The 15,360-nt window shown below is 39.4% G+C and carries 16 protein-coding genes and 1 pseudogene; 12 read left to right on the forward strand and 5 right to left on the reverse strand.

Features of this window, described 5'->3' with window-relative positions:
- Positions 1-37 precede the first annotated feature (37 nt).
- The 6 genes from MHH41_RS08480 (at position 38) to MHH41_RS08505 (ending at position 5,690) form a co-directional block, all read left to right on the forward strand.
- The gene (locus MHH41_RS08480; protein WP_340866114.1) at positions 38-1,195 is read left to right on the forward strand and encodes an MFS transporter; all 1,158 of its coding nucleotides are present in this window, start codon (positions 38-40) and stop codon (positions 1,193-1,195) included.
- A 176-nt stretch (positions 1,196-1,371) separates the two neighbouring features.
- On the forward strand, positions 1,372-3,303 hold the full coding sequence (locus MHH41_RS08485; protein ID WP_340866116.1) for a T7SS effector LXG polymorphic toxin: 1,932 nt from the start codon (positions 1,372-1,374) through the stop codon (positions 3,301-3,303).
- Positions 3,304-3,308: 5 nt separating this feature from the next.
- Positions 3,309-3,794, forward strand: coding sequence for an antitoxin YezG family protein (locus tag MHH41_RS08490; protein ID WP_340866118.1), 486 nt, complete (start codon positions 3,309-3,311; stop codon positions 3,792-3,794).
- Between the two features lie 124 nt (positions 3,795-3,918).
- Entirely contained in the window at positions 3,919-4,290 is a 372-nt protein-coding gene (locus MHH41_RS08495; RefSeq protein ID WP_340866119.1) for a YolD-like family protein, read from the forward strand.
- Positions 4,291-4,471: 181 nt separating this feature from the next.
- On the forward strand, positions 4,472-5,200 hold the full coding sequence (locus MHH41_RS08500; protein WP_340866120.1) for a DNA/RNA non-specific endonuclease: 729 nt from the start codon (positions 4,472-4,474) through the stop codon (positions 5,198-5,200).
- Between the two features lie 7 nt (positions 5,201-5,207).
- Complete coding sequence (locus tag MHH41_RS08505) at positions 5,208-5,690, forward strand: TIGR01741 family protein (protein WP_340866122.1); 483 nt, start codon at positions 5,208-5,210, stop codon at positions 5,688-5,690.
- Positions 5,691-5,761: 71 nt separating this feature from the next.
- Here the strand turns inward: MHH41_RS08505 and MHH41_RS08510 are convergent, their stop codons facing one another.
- On the reverse strand, positions 5,762-6,223 hold the full coding sequence (locus MHH41_RS08510) for a macro domain-containing protein (protein ID WP_340866124.1): 462 nt from the start codon (positions 6,221-6,223) through the stop codon (positions 5,762-5,764).
- A gap of 207 nt (positions 6,224-6,430) precedes the next feature.
- Here MHH41_RS08510 and MHH41_RS08515 point away from each other — a divergent pair.
- Together MHH41_RS08515 and MHH41_RS08520 are read left to right on the forward strand one after the other, a co-directional pair.
- A pseudogene (locus tag MHH41_RS08515) lies at positions 6,431-6,972 on the forward strand (GNAT family N-acetyltransferase).
- Positions 6,973-7,111: 139 nt separating this feature from the next.
- Positions 7,112-7,693 carry an undecaprenyl-diphosphatase gene (locus MHH41_RS08520; RefSeq protein ID WP_137054594.1) on the forward strand — a complete coding sequence of 194 codons (582 nt, stop codon included), beginning with the start codon at positions 7,112-7,114 and terminating at the stop codon, positions 7,691-7,693.
- A 52-nt stretch (positions 7,694-7,745) separates the two neighbouring features.
- On the opposite strand, the gene MHH41_RS08525 is transcribed toward MHH41_RS08520, so the two are convergent.
- On the reverse strand, positions 7,746-8,117 hold the full coding sequence (locus MHH41_RS08525) for an iron chaperone (protein ID WP_050944919.1): 372 nt from the start codon (positions 8,115-8,117) through the stop codon (positions 7,746-7,748).
- Between the two features lie 641 nt (positions 8,118-8,758).
- Here MHH41_RS08525 and MHH41_RS08530 point away from each other — a divergent pair.
- The 3 genes from MHH41_RS08530 (at position 8,759) to MHH41_RS08540 (ending at position 11,137) form a co-directional block, all read left to right on the forward strand.
- Positions 8,759-9,088, forward strand: a complete 330-nt coding sequence (locus MHH41_RS08530) for a BclA C-terminal domain-containing protein (protein WP_308218267.1) — start codon at positions 8,759-8,761, stop codon at positions 9,086-9,088.
- Positions 9,089-9,344: 256 nt separating this feature from the next.
- Positions 9,345-10,457, forward strand: coding sequence for a response regulator aspartate phosphatase (locus tag MHH41_RS08535; protein ID WP_050944915.1), 1,113 nt, complete (start codon positions 9,345-9,347; stop codon positions 10,455-10,457).
- A gap of 458 nt (positions 10,458-10,915) precedes the next feature.
- On the forward strand, positions 10,916-11,137 hold the full coding sequence (locus MHH41_RS08540) for a hypothetical protein (protein ID WP_008343948.1): 222 nt from the start codon (positions 10,916-10,918) through the stop codon (positions 11,135-11,137).
- Between the two features lie 41 nt (positions 11,138-11,178).
- Here the strand turns inward: MHH41_RS08540 and MHH41_RS08545 are convergent, their stop codons facing one another.
- Both MHH41_RS08545 and MHH41_RS08550 read right to left on the reverse strand, forming a co-directional pair.
- A complete protein-coding gene (locus MHH41_RS08545; RefSeq protein ID WP_050944914.1) occupies positions 11,179-11,874 on the reverse strand; it encodes a YoaK family protein in 696 nt (231 codons plus the stop codon).
- 34 nt (positions 11,875-11,908) lie between these two features.
- A complete protein-coding gene (locus tag MHH41_RS08550) occupies positions 11,909-13,774 on the reverse strand; it encodes a DNA ligase D (protein ID WP_212046738.1) in 1,866 nt (621 codons plus the stop codon).
- A gap of 116 nt (positions 13,775-13,890) precedes the next feature.
- Here MHH41_RS08550 and ku point away from each other — a divergent pair, with 116 nt between their 5' ends.
- Entirely contained in the window at positions 13,891-14,739 is an 849-nt protein-coding gene (gene ku, locus MHH41_RS08555; RefSeq protein ID WP_058015683.1) for a non-homologous end joining protein Ku, read from the forward strand.
- Positions 14,740-14,762: 23 nt separating this feature from the next.
- Here the strand turns inward: ku and MHH41_RS08560 are convergent, their stop codons facing one another.
- Positions 14,763-15,206: a DUF2188 domain-containing protein gene (locus tag MHH41_RS08560; RefSeq protein WP_212046739.1), complete on the reverse strand. Its 444-nt coding sequence runs from the start codon at positions 15,204-15,206 to the stop codon at positions 14,763-14,765.
- Positions 15,207-15,360 lie beyond the last annotated feature (154 nt).

Raw genomic sequence — 15,360 nt, forward strand, 5'->3', positions numbered from 1 at the left:
AAATATCGAAATATAAAACAAATAGGTGTGAATTATTTTGTCAAATATATGGAAAATTTATTTATTAGCTGCCATTAGTTTTCTTAATGGTACATCAGAATATGTTATTGCGGGAATCTTAGACAAAATTGCTGAGGCTAATCACATTTCAGTTTCATCTGCAGGACAGTTAATCACTGTGTTTTCAGTAGCTTTTGGTGCAGGGACCCCCTTTCTAATTGCTATGTTGGCTCGAATGGACCGAAAAAAACTTCTTGTCTATGCTTTAACCGTTTTCTCTGTCATTAATATTCTTATTGCGATGATAACAGGATATGAAATGCTAATGGCGGCTAGAATCATTTCTGCCCTAAGTGCTGGTGTTATGCAGGTCACAGTTCTAACCCTCGCAGCAGTTTTAGCAGCTCCAGGAAAGCAAGGGGGTGCGATTGCTACAGTTATTATGGGACAAAGTTCTGCTTTGGTTGCAGGTGTACCTATAGGAAGAGTTGTGGCTTCACATTATGATTGGAATGTCATATTCATTGGACTTGGGGCAGTAGGATTACTTTTCTCTGTCTTAACGTTGTTCGCTATACCAAAAACAGTTGCTGAAGAACCCGTACCTTTGCGTGAACAGTTTAAATTTTTTATGAAACCACGTATCGCAGCATACTTGCTCATCACTTTTCTATGGTTAGGTGCATATTCGGTTGTATTTACGTACATTTCACCATATTTCCTAGACATATTCGGAATGAGTAACCATGGGGTAACGACAGCTCTTTTTATATTTGGTATCGCTAGTGCTATTGGAGCCCAATTAGGAGGCTTTAGTACAGATAAGTGGGGGGCGTTTAGGACATTAGCTGGAGGAATGGTACTCCACGCTATTGCACTATTGTTATTCCCGTTTATCGGTCAATTTGCTTTTCTTTTCTATGTATTGCTTATTTTCTGGGCACTTGCAGCTTGGTCTTCCGGCTCGCCAATACAATCTCAGCTAATAAGTCTTGCTCCTGCTGCAGCAAGTATTGTGCTTAGTTTACACAGTGCTTTGGGACAACTTGGAATGGCAGGTGGAGCTGGTATCGGCGGTATTGCTGTCAAAAATGGTTTGTTGAATTATCTTCCTTGGATTGGGGCTTTTACCCTTGCTATTGCTGTCGTAGTTACTGTAGTTGACAACGTTCTGTCTAAACGAAAAACAGTTTAAAGAAACTCAGAGTCCTCTTTGTATATGATTCAACTTCTGCATAATAATGCCCAAATAGTGGCATTCAAAGGCAGCTCTGGAGGATAATTGGTTAAAAAACGATAAAGTGGATTAAAGTGTCAGGCTCCTTATGGTATTCTAGTAAAAGAATATTCCATAAAAGGAGTCTTTTTTATATGAAAATATTAGATGCTCCATCTTTACTATCAGCTGTCGAACAGAGGTCAAAGGCCTATCATGAGCTTCAAGAAGAGATGAAACTTGTGAAAAAAGCATTAAAAGGTGTATCGGGATTAGGTGATGAGTTTACTGGAAAAGGTGCAGATAATATCAAAGCTTTTTATAATGATCTTGCACTATACACAGACACTTATCTTGATTTTATCGATATGCAAAAAGCTTTTTTAGATGGAGTGAAAGGAAAGCTGGATGATGAATCATTAGGCGGGAGTACATTTATTGATGAGCACTTCCTAGATGCTCAATTGAAGCAAGGCATTCAGAACAATAAAGATATGGTCAAGGAACAAAAAGAAGCTCTTTCCACTATTTTTGACGATATCAGTGATTTAATTGAATTACACACATTTTCAAGTAAAGAGGTCAATGAACATTTAGACGATGCGAACAAAAAAAGAAAAGAGACAATTGATGCTTTACATAAAATAGATCATGAGCTAAAAACAGAATACGCAAAATCAGAAGCGATTGAGAATCACCTCAAAACTTTTTATACAAAAATGATGGCTGCTACAGGAAAAGGTAAGAACGCTCAGCCCATGTATTATGATGCAAAAGCATTTCATGAGACAGATGTGTACAAGAATCATGATAAAATCGATGCACAGGTGAAAGCATATTTAAAAGTGAAAAAAGAAGAAAAAGAGAAACGAAGAATCAAAGAATTGAAAGAAAAGCTCAATGATCCCTCGTGTATATCAGAAGCGAAATACTTTGAGATTGTAGACGAAATTGGATATGAAAATCTTTCTTACGATCAAAAAATGTATTACAGCCAGCTGCTCCAAATCAAAGCGCAGGAAGAAGCATCAGAGGTATTCGTTGATAGTGTAAAAGGTGCTGCAGTTGGTCTATATGATGTGGCCAAAGATACAGTAGTTGGCATTTACGATCTTGTAACAGATCCTGGTGGTGCCGTAGAATCAGTCGTTACGGCTGTTTCTCATCCAATTGAAACATCGAAAGCGATTGGAAAATCGATTTCAGACTCATTCCAAAAAGAAGTCATAGATGGTGATGCGTATTCTCGTTCACACTGGTTCGCCTATGCGACTGGTTCACTAGCAGAAATCGTCTTTGGTTCCAAAGGGGCAGGAGCCATCACAAAAACAGGGACAACCGCGGCCAAAACTACAGTGAAGAAAGGGCTTGAACAAGGAGCAAAATCATTAGACAGAGTCTCTATTCCGAATCTATTGCCGTACTCACCAAAGTTTCAATTGGCTGGTGGACCGAAGCTACCGTATAACGTTTTTGACGGGGAAAATCTTAAAAATAAACTCCTCTCCATGGCAAAGCGTCTCGACAACAATTCAGGCTACGGAATCTCTAAGACAGGCAGACGATTACCAGCACCTAAATCACCACCGGCTGTTGTCAGTTACGGAGATCACTATGTGAGATGGAAACGTAAAAAAGTATTAAAACCAAATGTCGTTTATTCAACAAAGCAAGGCTACACCTACACAACCGATCACTACGGACGTATTGTCAAAGTTGAAGCAAGTGATTTAAAATACGGAGAGGTCAAAAGAAACCAATACGCCCAATCTAATTCAGGCAAGCCAGATCGATTACTGGATGATGATGGTGGGCATTTAATTGCCTCTATTTTTAAAGGGTCTGGGGATATTGATAATCTTGTGCCGATGAATTCACAGATTAATCGAAGCGGTGGGAAATGGTATCAATTGGAACAAGAGTGGTTGGCAGCTTTGAGGAAAGACCCACCTGAGACTGTGTCAGTTTCCGTAGAAAGTATAAGATATGAAGGAGATTCTATGCGGCCCTCTTTATTTAAAATTAAATATAAAATTGGTGATCGGAGAGTTAAAAAGGTAACGATTGAAAATAAGTCAGGAGGTTAATTAAAATGGAGATGGAACCATCGAATGAAGTTTATCAAGAAATTTTGAATACAATAAATGATATAATACCTGTTGATTGGGAGAATGTTTTGCTATATGCAGAAATTCTGAATGACTCTCGAGAAGTTTATTTTTTCTTTAATACAAACAAACAACAAAAATATATGTATTCTCATGATATTCCTGATATATTTGACGTCAGTGAAAATATATATGATGACTTATTAATTAATTTACAGGATTCTTTCAAAAAACTGAGAGATGAATTTAAAATCAACAATCAAGAAGTTTGGACAAATTTAACACTAAAGATTAAGAATAGGAATCAATTTGTCATAGATTTTAATTATGATGATGTATTGAACTCCCATTACAATACCTATCAACGAATGGCTATTTGGGAATATGAAAATTTGGGAATTCTCCCTGAAAATGAGGAAGATAGAGAAGTTGTGTTGGAGTTTATTAAAAACAAAGAAGAAAACAACTAACACATTGCCCTCCTATAATTTGGAGGGTTTTTTTAATACCAATATTTACATCGAACAAAAGTTCTTAAATCTCATTGATAAAGAACATTCTTTTGCTGTTTAATCCTTCAAGAAGAATGATTAAATGCTTAGAAAAAAATGGACTGCGATGATGTTAACTGAGCATGTTGCACAACTTAACCATGATTTAGCAGAAACGAAAAAAATAGATAAACCAATTATAGATGAACGACAAACAGAAGAATTCGAATTAACAATTGCTTATGCAATAAGTGTTAACAAGCCTTTGACTTTTCAATTTTTGATTAATGTATACAGCCAGCTGCTTCAAATCAAAGCGCAGGAAGAAGCATCAGAGGTATTCATTGACAGTGTAAAAGCAGTTGGTCTATATGATGTGGCCAAAGATACAGTGGTTGGCATCTATGATCTTGTAACAGACCTTGGGGGTGCCGTTGAATCGGTCGTAACAGCTGTTTCACTCACACCCAATTGAAACATCGAAAGCGATTGGAAAAGCCATTTCAGGCTCATTCGAAAAAGAAGTCATAGATGGTGATGCGTATTCACGGTCACACTGGTTCGCCTATGCGACTGGTTCACTAGCAGAAATCGTCTTTGGTTCTAAAGGGGCAGGAGCCATTACAAAAACGGGGACAACCGCGGCTAAAACAACAGTGAAGAAAGGCTTTGAACAAGGAGCAAAATCATTAGACAGAGTCTCTATTCCGAATCTATTGCCGTACTTACCAAAGTTTCAAATGGCTGGTGGACCGAAGCTTCCGTACAATGTATTTGACGGCGAAAATCTCAAAAATAAACTCCTCTCCATGGCAAAGCGTCTCGACAACAATTCAGGCTACGGAATCTCTAAGACAGGCAGACGATTACCAGCACCTAAATCACCACCGGCTGTTGTCAGTTACGGAGATCACTATGTGAGATGGAAACGTAAAAAAGTATTAAAACCAAATGTCGTTTATTCAACAAAGCAAGGCTACACCTACACAACAGATCACTACGGACGTATTGTCAAAGTTGAAGCAAGTGAATTAAAATACGGAGAGGTCAAAAGAAACCAATACGCCCAATCTAATTCAGGCAAGCCAGATCGATTACTGGATGATGATGGTGGGCATTTAATTGCGTCTATTTTCAAAGGATCAGGCGATATAGACAATCTTGTGCCGATGAATTCACAGATTAATCGAAGCGGTGGGAAATGGTACAAGATGGAGCAAACATGGATAAAGGCTCTTAGTGCAAATCCGCCCAAAAAAGTTAATGTAGAAATTAAACCGCTATATATAAGTGGCTCATTGAGACCAACTGAATTTAAAGTGACTTATACAATAGAGGGAAAAATGAAAAGAACTGTTGTGATACAGAATCAAGCAGGAGGTTGATAAGAAGATGCAGCATCAAGCAGATCTATTTCAAAGAATCGCAAAAGAGGTTAACGAAATCATCCCAACTGAATGGTATAAAGCTGTTCTTTATGCTGAAGTGCTAGAGAAATCATCTGAGGTGTTTTTTTTCTTTAAAAAGGACTGTAATACAGAGTATATATATTCTCATGATATTCCAGAAACGTTTAATGTAAGTGAGAATATTTATGAAGATTTACTTTTAAATTTACATGCTTTGTTTAAAGAATTATGGCTTACTGATAAAGAAATTAATAATGATGTGTGGACTAGTGCTACATTAAAATTAAATAACAAAGGTGAGTTTTCCATCAAATATGATTATATAGATATATTGGAAGATGGATTAGATGAAGTTCAAAAACAAGAGATATGGATGTATCAAAATATTGGAATACTTCCAGAAGACCAGGAAGATCGAGAATTTGTAATTGAATATATGAAGAACAAAGAAAAGAATAATAACTAGTTTGCATAGAATAAGAGGACCGTTCTAGACAGAATGGTCCTTTTATCTTTTAATCGAAAACGAAAATTCACTTATCTAAACCGATAAACCGTCACTTCACAATCACTAAGCACCTCTTCAATCATGCCTTCCACAATCGCCCAATCGCCGCCAGCCAGTCCGCAGCCGATCCCGTAGGGAATGGCGATGGAAGTATGGTTTTTCTTTTCATTTGAATGGGTTACTGTGCCTTTTAGGCTTTGTAAGCAGCTGCGTAAGGCATCGTAGTCCGTTTGTATTCTTTTTCTTCCGTATCCGGTTTGAGCAAATAAGTTGGCAATTGTTTTTCCGTCATTAGTTGTGATGAGTTGAACGGAGCTTAACAAGTCATCTCCTTGTTCTGTACATAATTCTTTATACTCTTTGTACACATTGGGGTATTTGCTTTTGATTTGTTTGGCTAATCCAGCGCCCATGACCCCTTTACAGTTCACCTGGTGACAGATGATGTCTTCACTTGCCTCTAAAATGTTGCCATCCACTGTTTTGATCATATCGTGTAACCCCTTTTTCATAAAATAGAAACATAAGTTCTATTTTATCAGTTTTGACCAAATGATTTAATAGCAAAATGCTTTTTATGAGTTTCGTTTATTTGAAGACACTTCAGAATAACTTGATTGTCAAAGCTGGTGCATGTCATCTAAAATATGGAGAGATTAGAAAACACGAAATAAAGCAAAAACAGTGAGGAGTCATTTATGAATCAATTAGAAACGAATCGTTTAATGCTTAGACCGTTTTGCGATGAAGATGCAGCAGGGATGCTTGAGTACTTGTCTAATCCAAGAGTAAATTGTTTTCTCGCTGATCGAATTTCTTCATTAGAAGAAGCTTTGGCTAAAGTGCAAAAGAGAAAAAAGACCATTCATATGTAGCGGTTTGTTTAAAAGAAAGTGGGCAGATTATCGGTGAGTTGTTTCATTTAAAAGAGGATCCTGATACGTATTCAATCGGCTGGAATTTCAATGAAGCATATGAAGGAAAGGGATATGCACGAGAGAGCGCTGTGGCGCTTTTGTCCTATTTATTTGTAGAAAAGGCAGCAAGGCGGCTTTATGCCTATGTAGAAGATGATAATGTCCGTTCGCAGGCATTATGTGAGCGATTAGGCATGCGGAGAGAAGGCCTTTTTCTTGAGTTTATTTCATTTACTACATATGAGGATGGCACCCCTAAATATGAAAACACGTACCAATATGCTTTACTAAAAAAGGAATGGGAGCAGCGTCACTCTCTATAGAGCAGTAAGTAAATGATGTCAGTGACAGAAAAGTGACAAACATGTCATATGGTTCCATGGTTTGTTCGTTCAATCGATGGAAGAGTCATCTTATTTCAATTATCCTTGTCATAAATCGAGGAAAAAGGAATGAAATGAGATGCAGCGATATAATGAAGATTTATTTAGGTGGGTGAATCAGCTCAGTATCGATCATGGTTATTTGAATCCGATATTCATTGGACTAGCTGAATATACTGTGCTGTTAGCAGCGCTCACGTGTCTGTTCATATGGTTTCAAAGTCGAAGTAAAACCAATAGGGGGATGGTGGTATCTGCTGGACTTACTTTCATATTGGCAGAGTTAATGGGGAAAATTGCAGGATTTTTTTATTCCAACCAGCAGCCCTTTGCCGAAATGAGTCATGTCAATCTTTTGATTCAAAAGGAAGTGAATAACTCTTTTCCGAGTGATCATACCATCTTGATTTTTTCTGTATGTCTGATCTTTTGGCTTTTTCACAAACGCCATGTTTATTGGCTGATCATAGCGTGCGCCGTTGGTTTTTCAAGGATATGGGTAGGTGTCCATTATCCTTTTGATGTCTTAGCAGGGGCTGTCATAGCGAGTTTAACAGCGATCACTGTTGTATATTTGCCGATATGCCAAAAGAGCGTGAATGCCATCTTGTCATGTTATGAGTGGCTTGAGCAGAACGTTGTAAGGAAGAGAACAAAATAACATGTTGCAGCAAAATGCCCCGATCTGATAATGGCTCAGATCGGGGTACTTTTTATTTTCGCCAAAACGTTGTACAATCCGCTTTGTCTTCGATATTAAATTCGATGATTTTCTTTAGGAGAGGATAATCAACTGGTAAGCTTTCCTTCATGCGAAACATCTTTTTTCCATGATCGTAACCCGCTTGTACAATGTCAGCTGAAAAGTGATCGATTCCTTTTCCTTCTGGTGCGACAGAAATGTGATGTTTTGCCACGCTAAACCCAATAATAAATGTGCCATGGTCTGTGAACATGGGCTGATTCCAAGCAATTTTTGGTTCTAGTTGAGGGAATGTGTCTAATATCCATTGTAAAATGTCTTGCGTGCGCTGCTTCAGCTCTGGATTACCGATGTTGCTTACATATTCTTTAAACACATGCATGATGTTTTATCCTCCCATTCCATCGACCTCATAAGCCTCAGACGGGATTCGAACCCGCACTCCTTTCGTAAGCATAGGCTAGGGGCAACACGCTTCCCTACGGAATTTCACCGACAGGAGTTTCGCCTGTCTCAGCTCATGTGCTTTTCGGTGCTTCTGAAACCCTTGCCTTGCGACCCGCCAGCTACAATTTGTTTTACGGCGCTCTTCCCTTCTAGAGCTACTGAGGCGCGGAAGTTATTGATCATATTATATAAAGAAACTGGATAAATGAAAAGCTGTGCTGATAATTAGTTTACTGATCTATAGGCGAATCGCACAAAATAGTCAAAGACACATATGATAAAAGACCATATGGTTTGTGTTTGTATACAGCATTGAATTGGGCTGATGGAAAGTGACAAACCTGTTGATGAGTAAACTGAAAGAGATCAATATTCAAACAAAAAATGAAAAGCTTTACTCACAAATGTCCAATAAGTTCTCCTTTATTGCTCATCAGGAAATATGCGGAATCTTTCTACTCATGGGTGTTCTTTGATAGAAGTGTCCAACAGGAATAACCGATCCTGCACAATTGTAACCGCTAACTCAATGTACGCCTCCAGTGCTTGTTGTCCCTAGGCGGGACAGCGGTTTCTTTGCCTAATAATCAGAGTTTAGATGGTTTTACGGCAAGTGGTGGAAATACGATTTTTACAGTGCCAGTCTCGGGTCGCTATTTCATCACTTATCAAGTGAACACAAATGCAGCGCTGCTTGCTGGAACAAGGCTGGTTAACAGCGGATCTGCCATTCCCGGTTCTATATTAACACCCGCTTTATCGGCATCTACCTACAACGTATCACTCATTACAACACTTGCAGCAGGTAACCAAATTTCTCTCCAAATTTTCGGTTTAGTCGCAACAGTGGTGTTACTTGGGGGAGGGTCTGTTGGAGCGGCACTTACCATCATACGATTGGAATAAGTACAAAAAGCCCCCAAAAAGGGCTTTTTTCATTTCATCCCGAGATGATTGTTTATTTTAAAACCGAAAAAAGGCGGAATTTTTACGCAAACATCATTGGTTAGAAAAAAGAAAAGTTTTTTCAAAGGAAACGGTTATTGAAGATTTAAGTGATTCATATTAAAATGATCTCGAATGGACTAATTAGCAATTGCTAATAGAAGTTCCATATTTAGTGAAATCATGTGATGCAGCTGAAGGTGATTGGGGGTGTAGAATGAGCAAGATTCCTGTTGCGGAATTGGCATCATTATTAAATGACTGGAACATGGAAATTAAAAAAGATCATGCAGATGAGGCAGAACGGCTATTTGCTAAAGCGAAACAAGCAGTAGAGGAAATTGATGATGCGGACATCCTTATGTACTATTCTCTTCTTGAGAAGAGGCATCACATTCTCATGTACAATTTAAGAGGTCAAAAGGGCAGTGTTTCAACGAAAAGTATGGAAGGTCTCCACGGGAAAAAAGAGGATGACTTATCTAACCGCCTTGCCTACTATTTTGATTTTTATGAGGGTGTGTATGAGCAGCATCAAGGGAATTACGAGGTTGCATTGCAAATGTATCAAAGTGCTGAAAAGCTCTTAGATAAAATTCCAAGTGAGATCGAACGTGCTGATTTTGATTTTAAGGTGGCCTGGCTTTACTACCGGCTTAGTCATATCATGCTCTCATTAAGCTATATCAGGAGAGCCCTTCACGTTTATAAACGGCACAAGCATTATGAAAGAAGAACGGCACTTTCATATTCCCTCATAGCGGCGAATCAAACAGAGATCGGCCGGTATGAAGAGGCGCTTGAAAATTATCGTTTGGCGGAAGAGGTTTTGACAAGCGAGCAGGATGATTTTATGCTGGCTCAGCTTCATCACAATGTGGCCATTTTATATTCATTTTGGAATAAACCGAAAGAATCAATACGTCATCTTGAAAAAGCATTGTCCCATCAAGAATATTACGAGTCGGATTTCTTTTTCCATTCTACGTATCTGATGAGCCGGGAACTCTGTGTGATTGGTGAAAAGCAGCGTGCAAGCCACTATATAGAGGCTGCGTATGCGAGAATAAAAGATGCTTCTCATGAAGTGTTTCAGCTGAAAATAGGCATCGTCCATGACCTTTACTTAACGAATGCACCACAAAGATTTCAACAAATTGATGAGAAATTAAGAAAGTTAGAAGAGAAGAATGAATATCATGAAGTAAAAGAGCTTTCACATTTTGCGGCTAAGTATTGTGAAAAGCAAGCACTTTATGAGCAGTCTGTTTTTTATTTGAACAAAAGTTTAGAAGCGGATTTACATATGAAAAGAATGGGGTTGATTTAAGATGAAAACAGGTTTAAAAGTATTATTCGTTGTAGGTTTAGCGATCGCTGCGTCAGTTCTGACTCAAAACGTTGCGGGTTCTTTCGAAGTAGCAGAAAAAATCATTGGTGGTTAATCCACCATTTATCTCTTGCCCTTGTTGATTATCGTCAGCAAGGGTTTTTTGTCTTTTAATAGGCTCTTCTTATTAAACGCTACAAGAACGTTTAATAAGAAGAATTCGCAACAAAGGGGGTGTGCAAATTTGTTACCTGCCTCATTATTCTAAATAAACATAGGGCAGAGCAACAAGTTAAAAAGGTCACCTTTCTTTGCTTAATTTAATTTTTTGCAGGACTTTTCATTCAAATTTTCTCAAATTGGTCTATTGTACATAGAAGTAAAAGAAAAAGCGGGAACACCGCTCCATTTGTCATGCATATGATGAGATGAAGTGTATCTAGAAGGTAGGTGATTGTATGGACCCACGGGTGTATGGAGGATTTCACGGAGGCGGTTTTAGCGGAGGAGCAGTGGGGCCACATATTGGCTTTGGCGGGTATTATGTGAGCCCTGGCGTGTTCTCTGGTTTAGGAGGTTATCCTGGATATGGTGGATTCGGGACATTTTCTGGATATTCTCCATATGGCTCCACGTTCATTATGGGGCGTCCTCCTGGTTTTTATGTAAGAAGTTATTAGTGGTTTCATTACAGAGATTGAAATAGCCATCTTTCGATTGGCTATTTCAATTGATGAAAGTGCTTGAATGCAGCAGTGATCACAATGACCCCTAGGATAGAGATAGGCAGCCAAATGATGATAAACGGATCAAATGCATCTGTGTATGCCGCTAATGCAGCACCTAGGCAGTAAAAGACAATAGAGCCTATTCGCATGAAACTGACATGCTGAATGGGAGCTGTTCTTTTTTCCCGATGTGAAATGCGCTGAGCCAAATCCTCAAATAGGTTGGCGAGTGTATTCGTTAGAACCGTTGTGGAAATGCCAGCCACATTTAATTTGCGGGCGGCCGCTGTCTGCAGGCCCATGGCCATGCTTAAAAGGATAATGAGCATAAAATAAGCACCTTGTGTATAAGGGAAAATGGTCATGAGAGCAAATAGAAGCAGTATCAGGACTTCTATGATAAAGATACGTGTAACGGCTTTTGGCCAAAATGTTTTCTCATGCTTTCCGCCTATCACAACAGCAAGTAAAATCCCTAATACAAATCCACTCAGTGCGGTGATGGAATGAAGGGCCGTAAGCTGCAAGGAGCTTCCTGCTGCAATGCCAAGTAGCACAATATTACCTGTCATATTGGCTGTAAATACATGCCCTAAGCTCAAATAGCCAATCACATCCACAATACCTGCTGCAAGGCACAAGAAAATAAGTGCTATATTTCGAAATGAATGTGCGGTCAAAATGGTCATCCCTTTCTTACTCTCTAATGAGTAAGTGTAACGCTTAATGACCGCGTATGTCCATCTTATGTGCCGGGATAATGTCCTCAAGCCGGTGCAAAACTTGTCTGAAAGTGTCATCATTTGCAAGGTGCCTCATGCGTCGGAATGGATCGCCTTTTTCCTTTAGACGCTCTATCACAGCTGGCATGGTAAACAAAGAAGGATGAAGTCCATCTTGATGGAGTTCGTCCCATTCAAGCGGTGTCGCTACAAGTCCAAGCTCATTTCCTCTTGGTGAATAGGGCGCAATGATTGTTTTTCCAGCATCGTGCTGAATATAGTCTAAATACAAGCGCTTGCCGCGTTTTTTCTTAAGACGTTCCAAAGTAAATAGCTCAGGGGCTTGTTCACATAAAAATTGGCATATAAACGCGGTAAATGTTCTCGTTTCTACGTATGTGAAGGCATTTTTCTTTAATGGAATATACACTTGTAGGCCTTTACCACCGCTTGTTTTAATAAAGGCTGTGAGAAAGAGACCGTCTAAAAGCGTTTTGATTCGCTTGGCAGCTTCTATGGCTAGATGAAACTCGTTAACAGACGGCGGGTCTAAATCAAAGACGATTTCGACCGGCCGGTTCGTATCCCTTGTTTCAAAAGGAATATGAAATTCCATTGCAAGCTGGTTGCCAAGCCAAAGAAGCGTCTGAGGGTCATTACAGACCGTGTAAGCAATATCATCAGCTTGATCGGTCAACACATAATCTGGCGCATAATCAGGTGTCGACTTTTGATAAAAGAATTCATCCCCGGCGCCATGAGGAAACCGAATTAAAGTCAGCCGTCTTTCACGTAAAAAGGGCAAGAGATAGGGAGCGGCTTGTCTCAAATAAAGTAAGTAATCTGCCTTGTTCAGATGAAGAGCTGGCACAATCGGTTTTTCGGGATGAGTGATGTCAATCACAGCAGGGAGCGGATATAGCTGTTTGAGCATTTGCTGAAACGTACACGTCGCTGGATCAGTATCTAGTAAAAAGGAAGAAAAACGCGGCTCTCTTAAGGCGGATCCATCAAAGGAGATACAAGCAATGCTCGCGACGATAGAAGGTGGGATTTCATATCCTGATGCCCCTGTCTGCTTGCCTTTTGTTTGAAAGAGCGTACGAAGCGTTTGTTCTTCTTCTTTAGAAAATCCATGCTTGAATTGGACAACCTCAGTGAGTTGATGATCTTGATAAATACAGCCTTGAAAGTAGCCATTTTCTTTATCAAAATGAGTCACTATGACAGAGACATATCGCCAGTTTTTGACTTTCAACCATTCTTTTGACCGGGTATTGTCGTGCCATTTACTCGTTCCTTTTTTCGCAACGAGTCCTTCTGCTAAATACGTCGTCATCAGCTTTTTCATATTTTCAGGATTTGTGTCTGTATGAATGAGTTGAAGAAGGGAAGGGTGTTCAAGCTGTACAGATGGCGGAAGTTTTGCTGCTTGGAAAACTTGCTGTAACTGTTTTTTCCTTTCTATCAACGGTAAATCAATTAGAGATTGCCCTTTGCATCTTAATAGATCAAATGCGATCAAATGACATGGAAACCGCTCAGCCTGTTGCTTAATCGCCTCTTTGTTTTTCAGCCTGCCTCTTTGCTGAACCCTCGCAAAATCGCTTTGCTGTTCATCCAGTAAAAAGACCAATTCCCCGTCAAACGTCAGAGGTAAAAAAAGAGCAAACTGATCCCTTAATTGTTCGCACTGTTCAATCACCTCAGGAAACTGTTCATTTAATCGTTTTCCGGCTCTGCTTTCTAAATGAATCTCGTTTTGATCCCACGTCAGAATGGCTCGAAAGCCGTCATATTTTAATTCATACACCCAGTCTGCACCGGTAGGAACCTCATGTGCAGCCGTTAATTGCATAGGTTTCATTTGTGCATGTCACTTCCTCATATGATGTGTTCTTAGAGTGGGATGAAATTTTCATTCACATACATAAGTCTAACGAAAACATTGCATAGTAAGGAGAAAAGAACGGAGGTGACGCGATGCATACAGTTTGGAAAGGCGGCATTAGCTTTGGACTAGTCAATATTCCAGTGAAGCTGTTTACCGCTACAGAGAACAAAGACATTAAATTAAGGCAGCTGCATAAAGAGTGTCACACGCCCATTAACTACAAGAAAGTATGTGCCAATTGCGGTGAAGAGGTGGCACCAGAACAAATCGTCAAAGCGTACGAGTATGCGAAAAATAAATTCATTGAATTAGACGAGGAAGAGCTTGAAAAGCTGCGAAAAGAAAATGAAGAAAAAGCCGTTGAAATCATTGATTTTGTGAAGATCGAAGAGATTGATCCAATCTATTATGAAAGAAGTTACTTTTTATCACCAGATACCGGCGGAGCGAAGGCTTATTCATTATTAAGAAAAGCTTTAGAGGAATCGGGGAAAATTGGTGTCGCAAAGATTATGATCCGCTCAAAGGAGCAATTAGCAATCGTTAGATGCTATGAACATATTTTACTGATGGAAACCATTCATTTCCCTGATGAAATTAGACAGGTATCAGATGTACCGAATATCCCCCAAGAAGAAAACATTGTAAAAAAGGAGTTAGATACAGCGCTTCTTTTAATCGAGCAATTAACCACAACTTTCGATCCAGCTGCCTATCAGGATGAATACAGAGAACAGCTGATGAATTTAATTGGAGATAAAATATCTGGAGAACATACAGTTCAGCCAGAAACGACAGGCAAAAAAGATCCTGCATCCAATGTGACCGATTTAATGGCAGCTCTACAGGCTTCAATCGACCGATCAAAACCAGCCAAAGCGAAAAAGACAGCACCTAAAAAAAGAAAAGCACCAGCGAAAAAAGAAAAGAATGCATAAAATAAGACCGCTTTTGAGCGGTCTTACTGCGGTTTTAACACATCCTGAATGTTCCCATCTTTTCTATGGATAACAACAGAAGTCCCTTTATTAGATGCAATCTCACTTGCCCGGTCGATGGCTTCTTGTTTCGTTTCTTTGACCTCACTTGCTCGTTTTGCTTTCTCTGTTTGAACCGCCCAGCCTTCTTCGTGCTTGACGACATGCTGCGCATGATCCATAAGCTCTGGTCTTGCGGAGCTGCTGTCTTTAGATGGCGTGACAGAACCATGAGCTGAGACATTCTCGATCTCTTTCTCCGTTGCGTTCTTTTTCCATTCTTTCGCTTGACTGATTGCAATTGGGATGGCTCTACTTTCGTCATAGCCTTCCTGCATCATTTTGTTCGCAATCTCAAGCGCTTTTTTTCGAATGACGTTGTCTAATGATTTAAATGAAGCAGGATAATCTTTCATCGTCCAAGGCATATAAAGCGCTCCTTTCTTTTATTTGAACAACTTCCCCCATATGTAATCGATCAAACATATCATTCTTCTCAAACCAATGAAGGGGATAAAATACATCGTTTTGCTGAGGCAGAATCTCATCAATTCCCGCAGAATAGAAGGTAGGAAAGGAGTG

Origin of the sequence: Bacillus sp. FSL K6-1145 (assembly GCF_038003425.1) — a bacterium.
Taxonomy (GTDB): Bacteria; Bacillota; Bacilli; order Bacillales; family Bacillaceae; genus Bacillus; species Bacillus pumilus.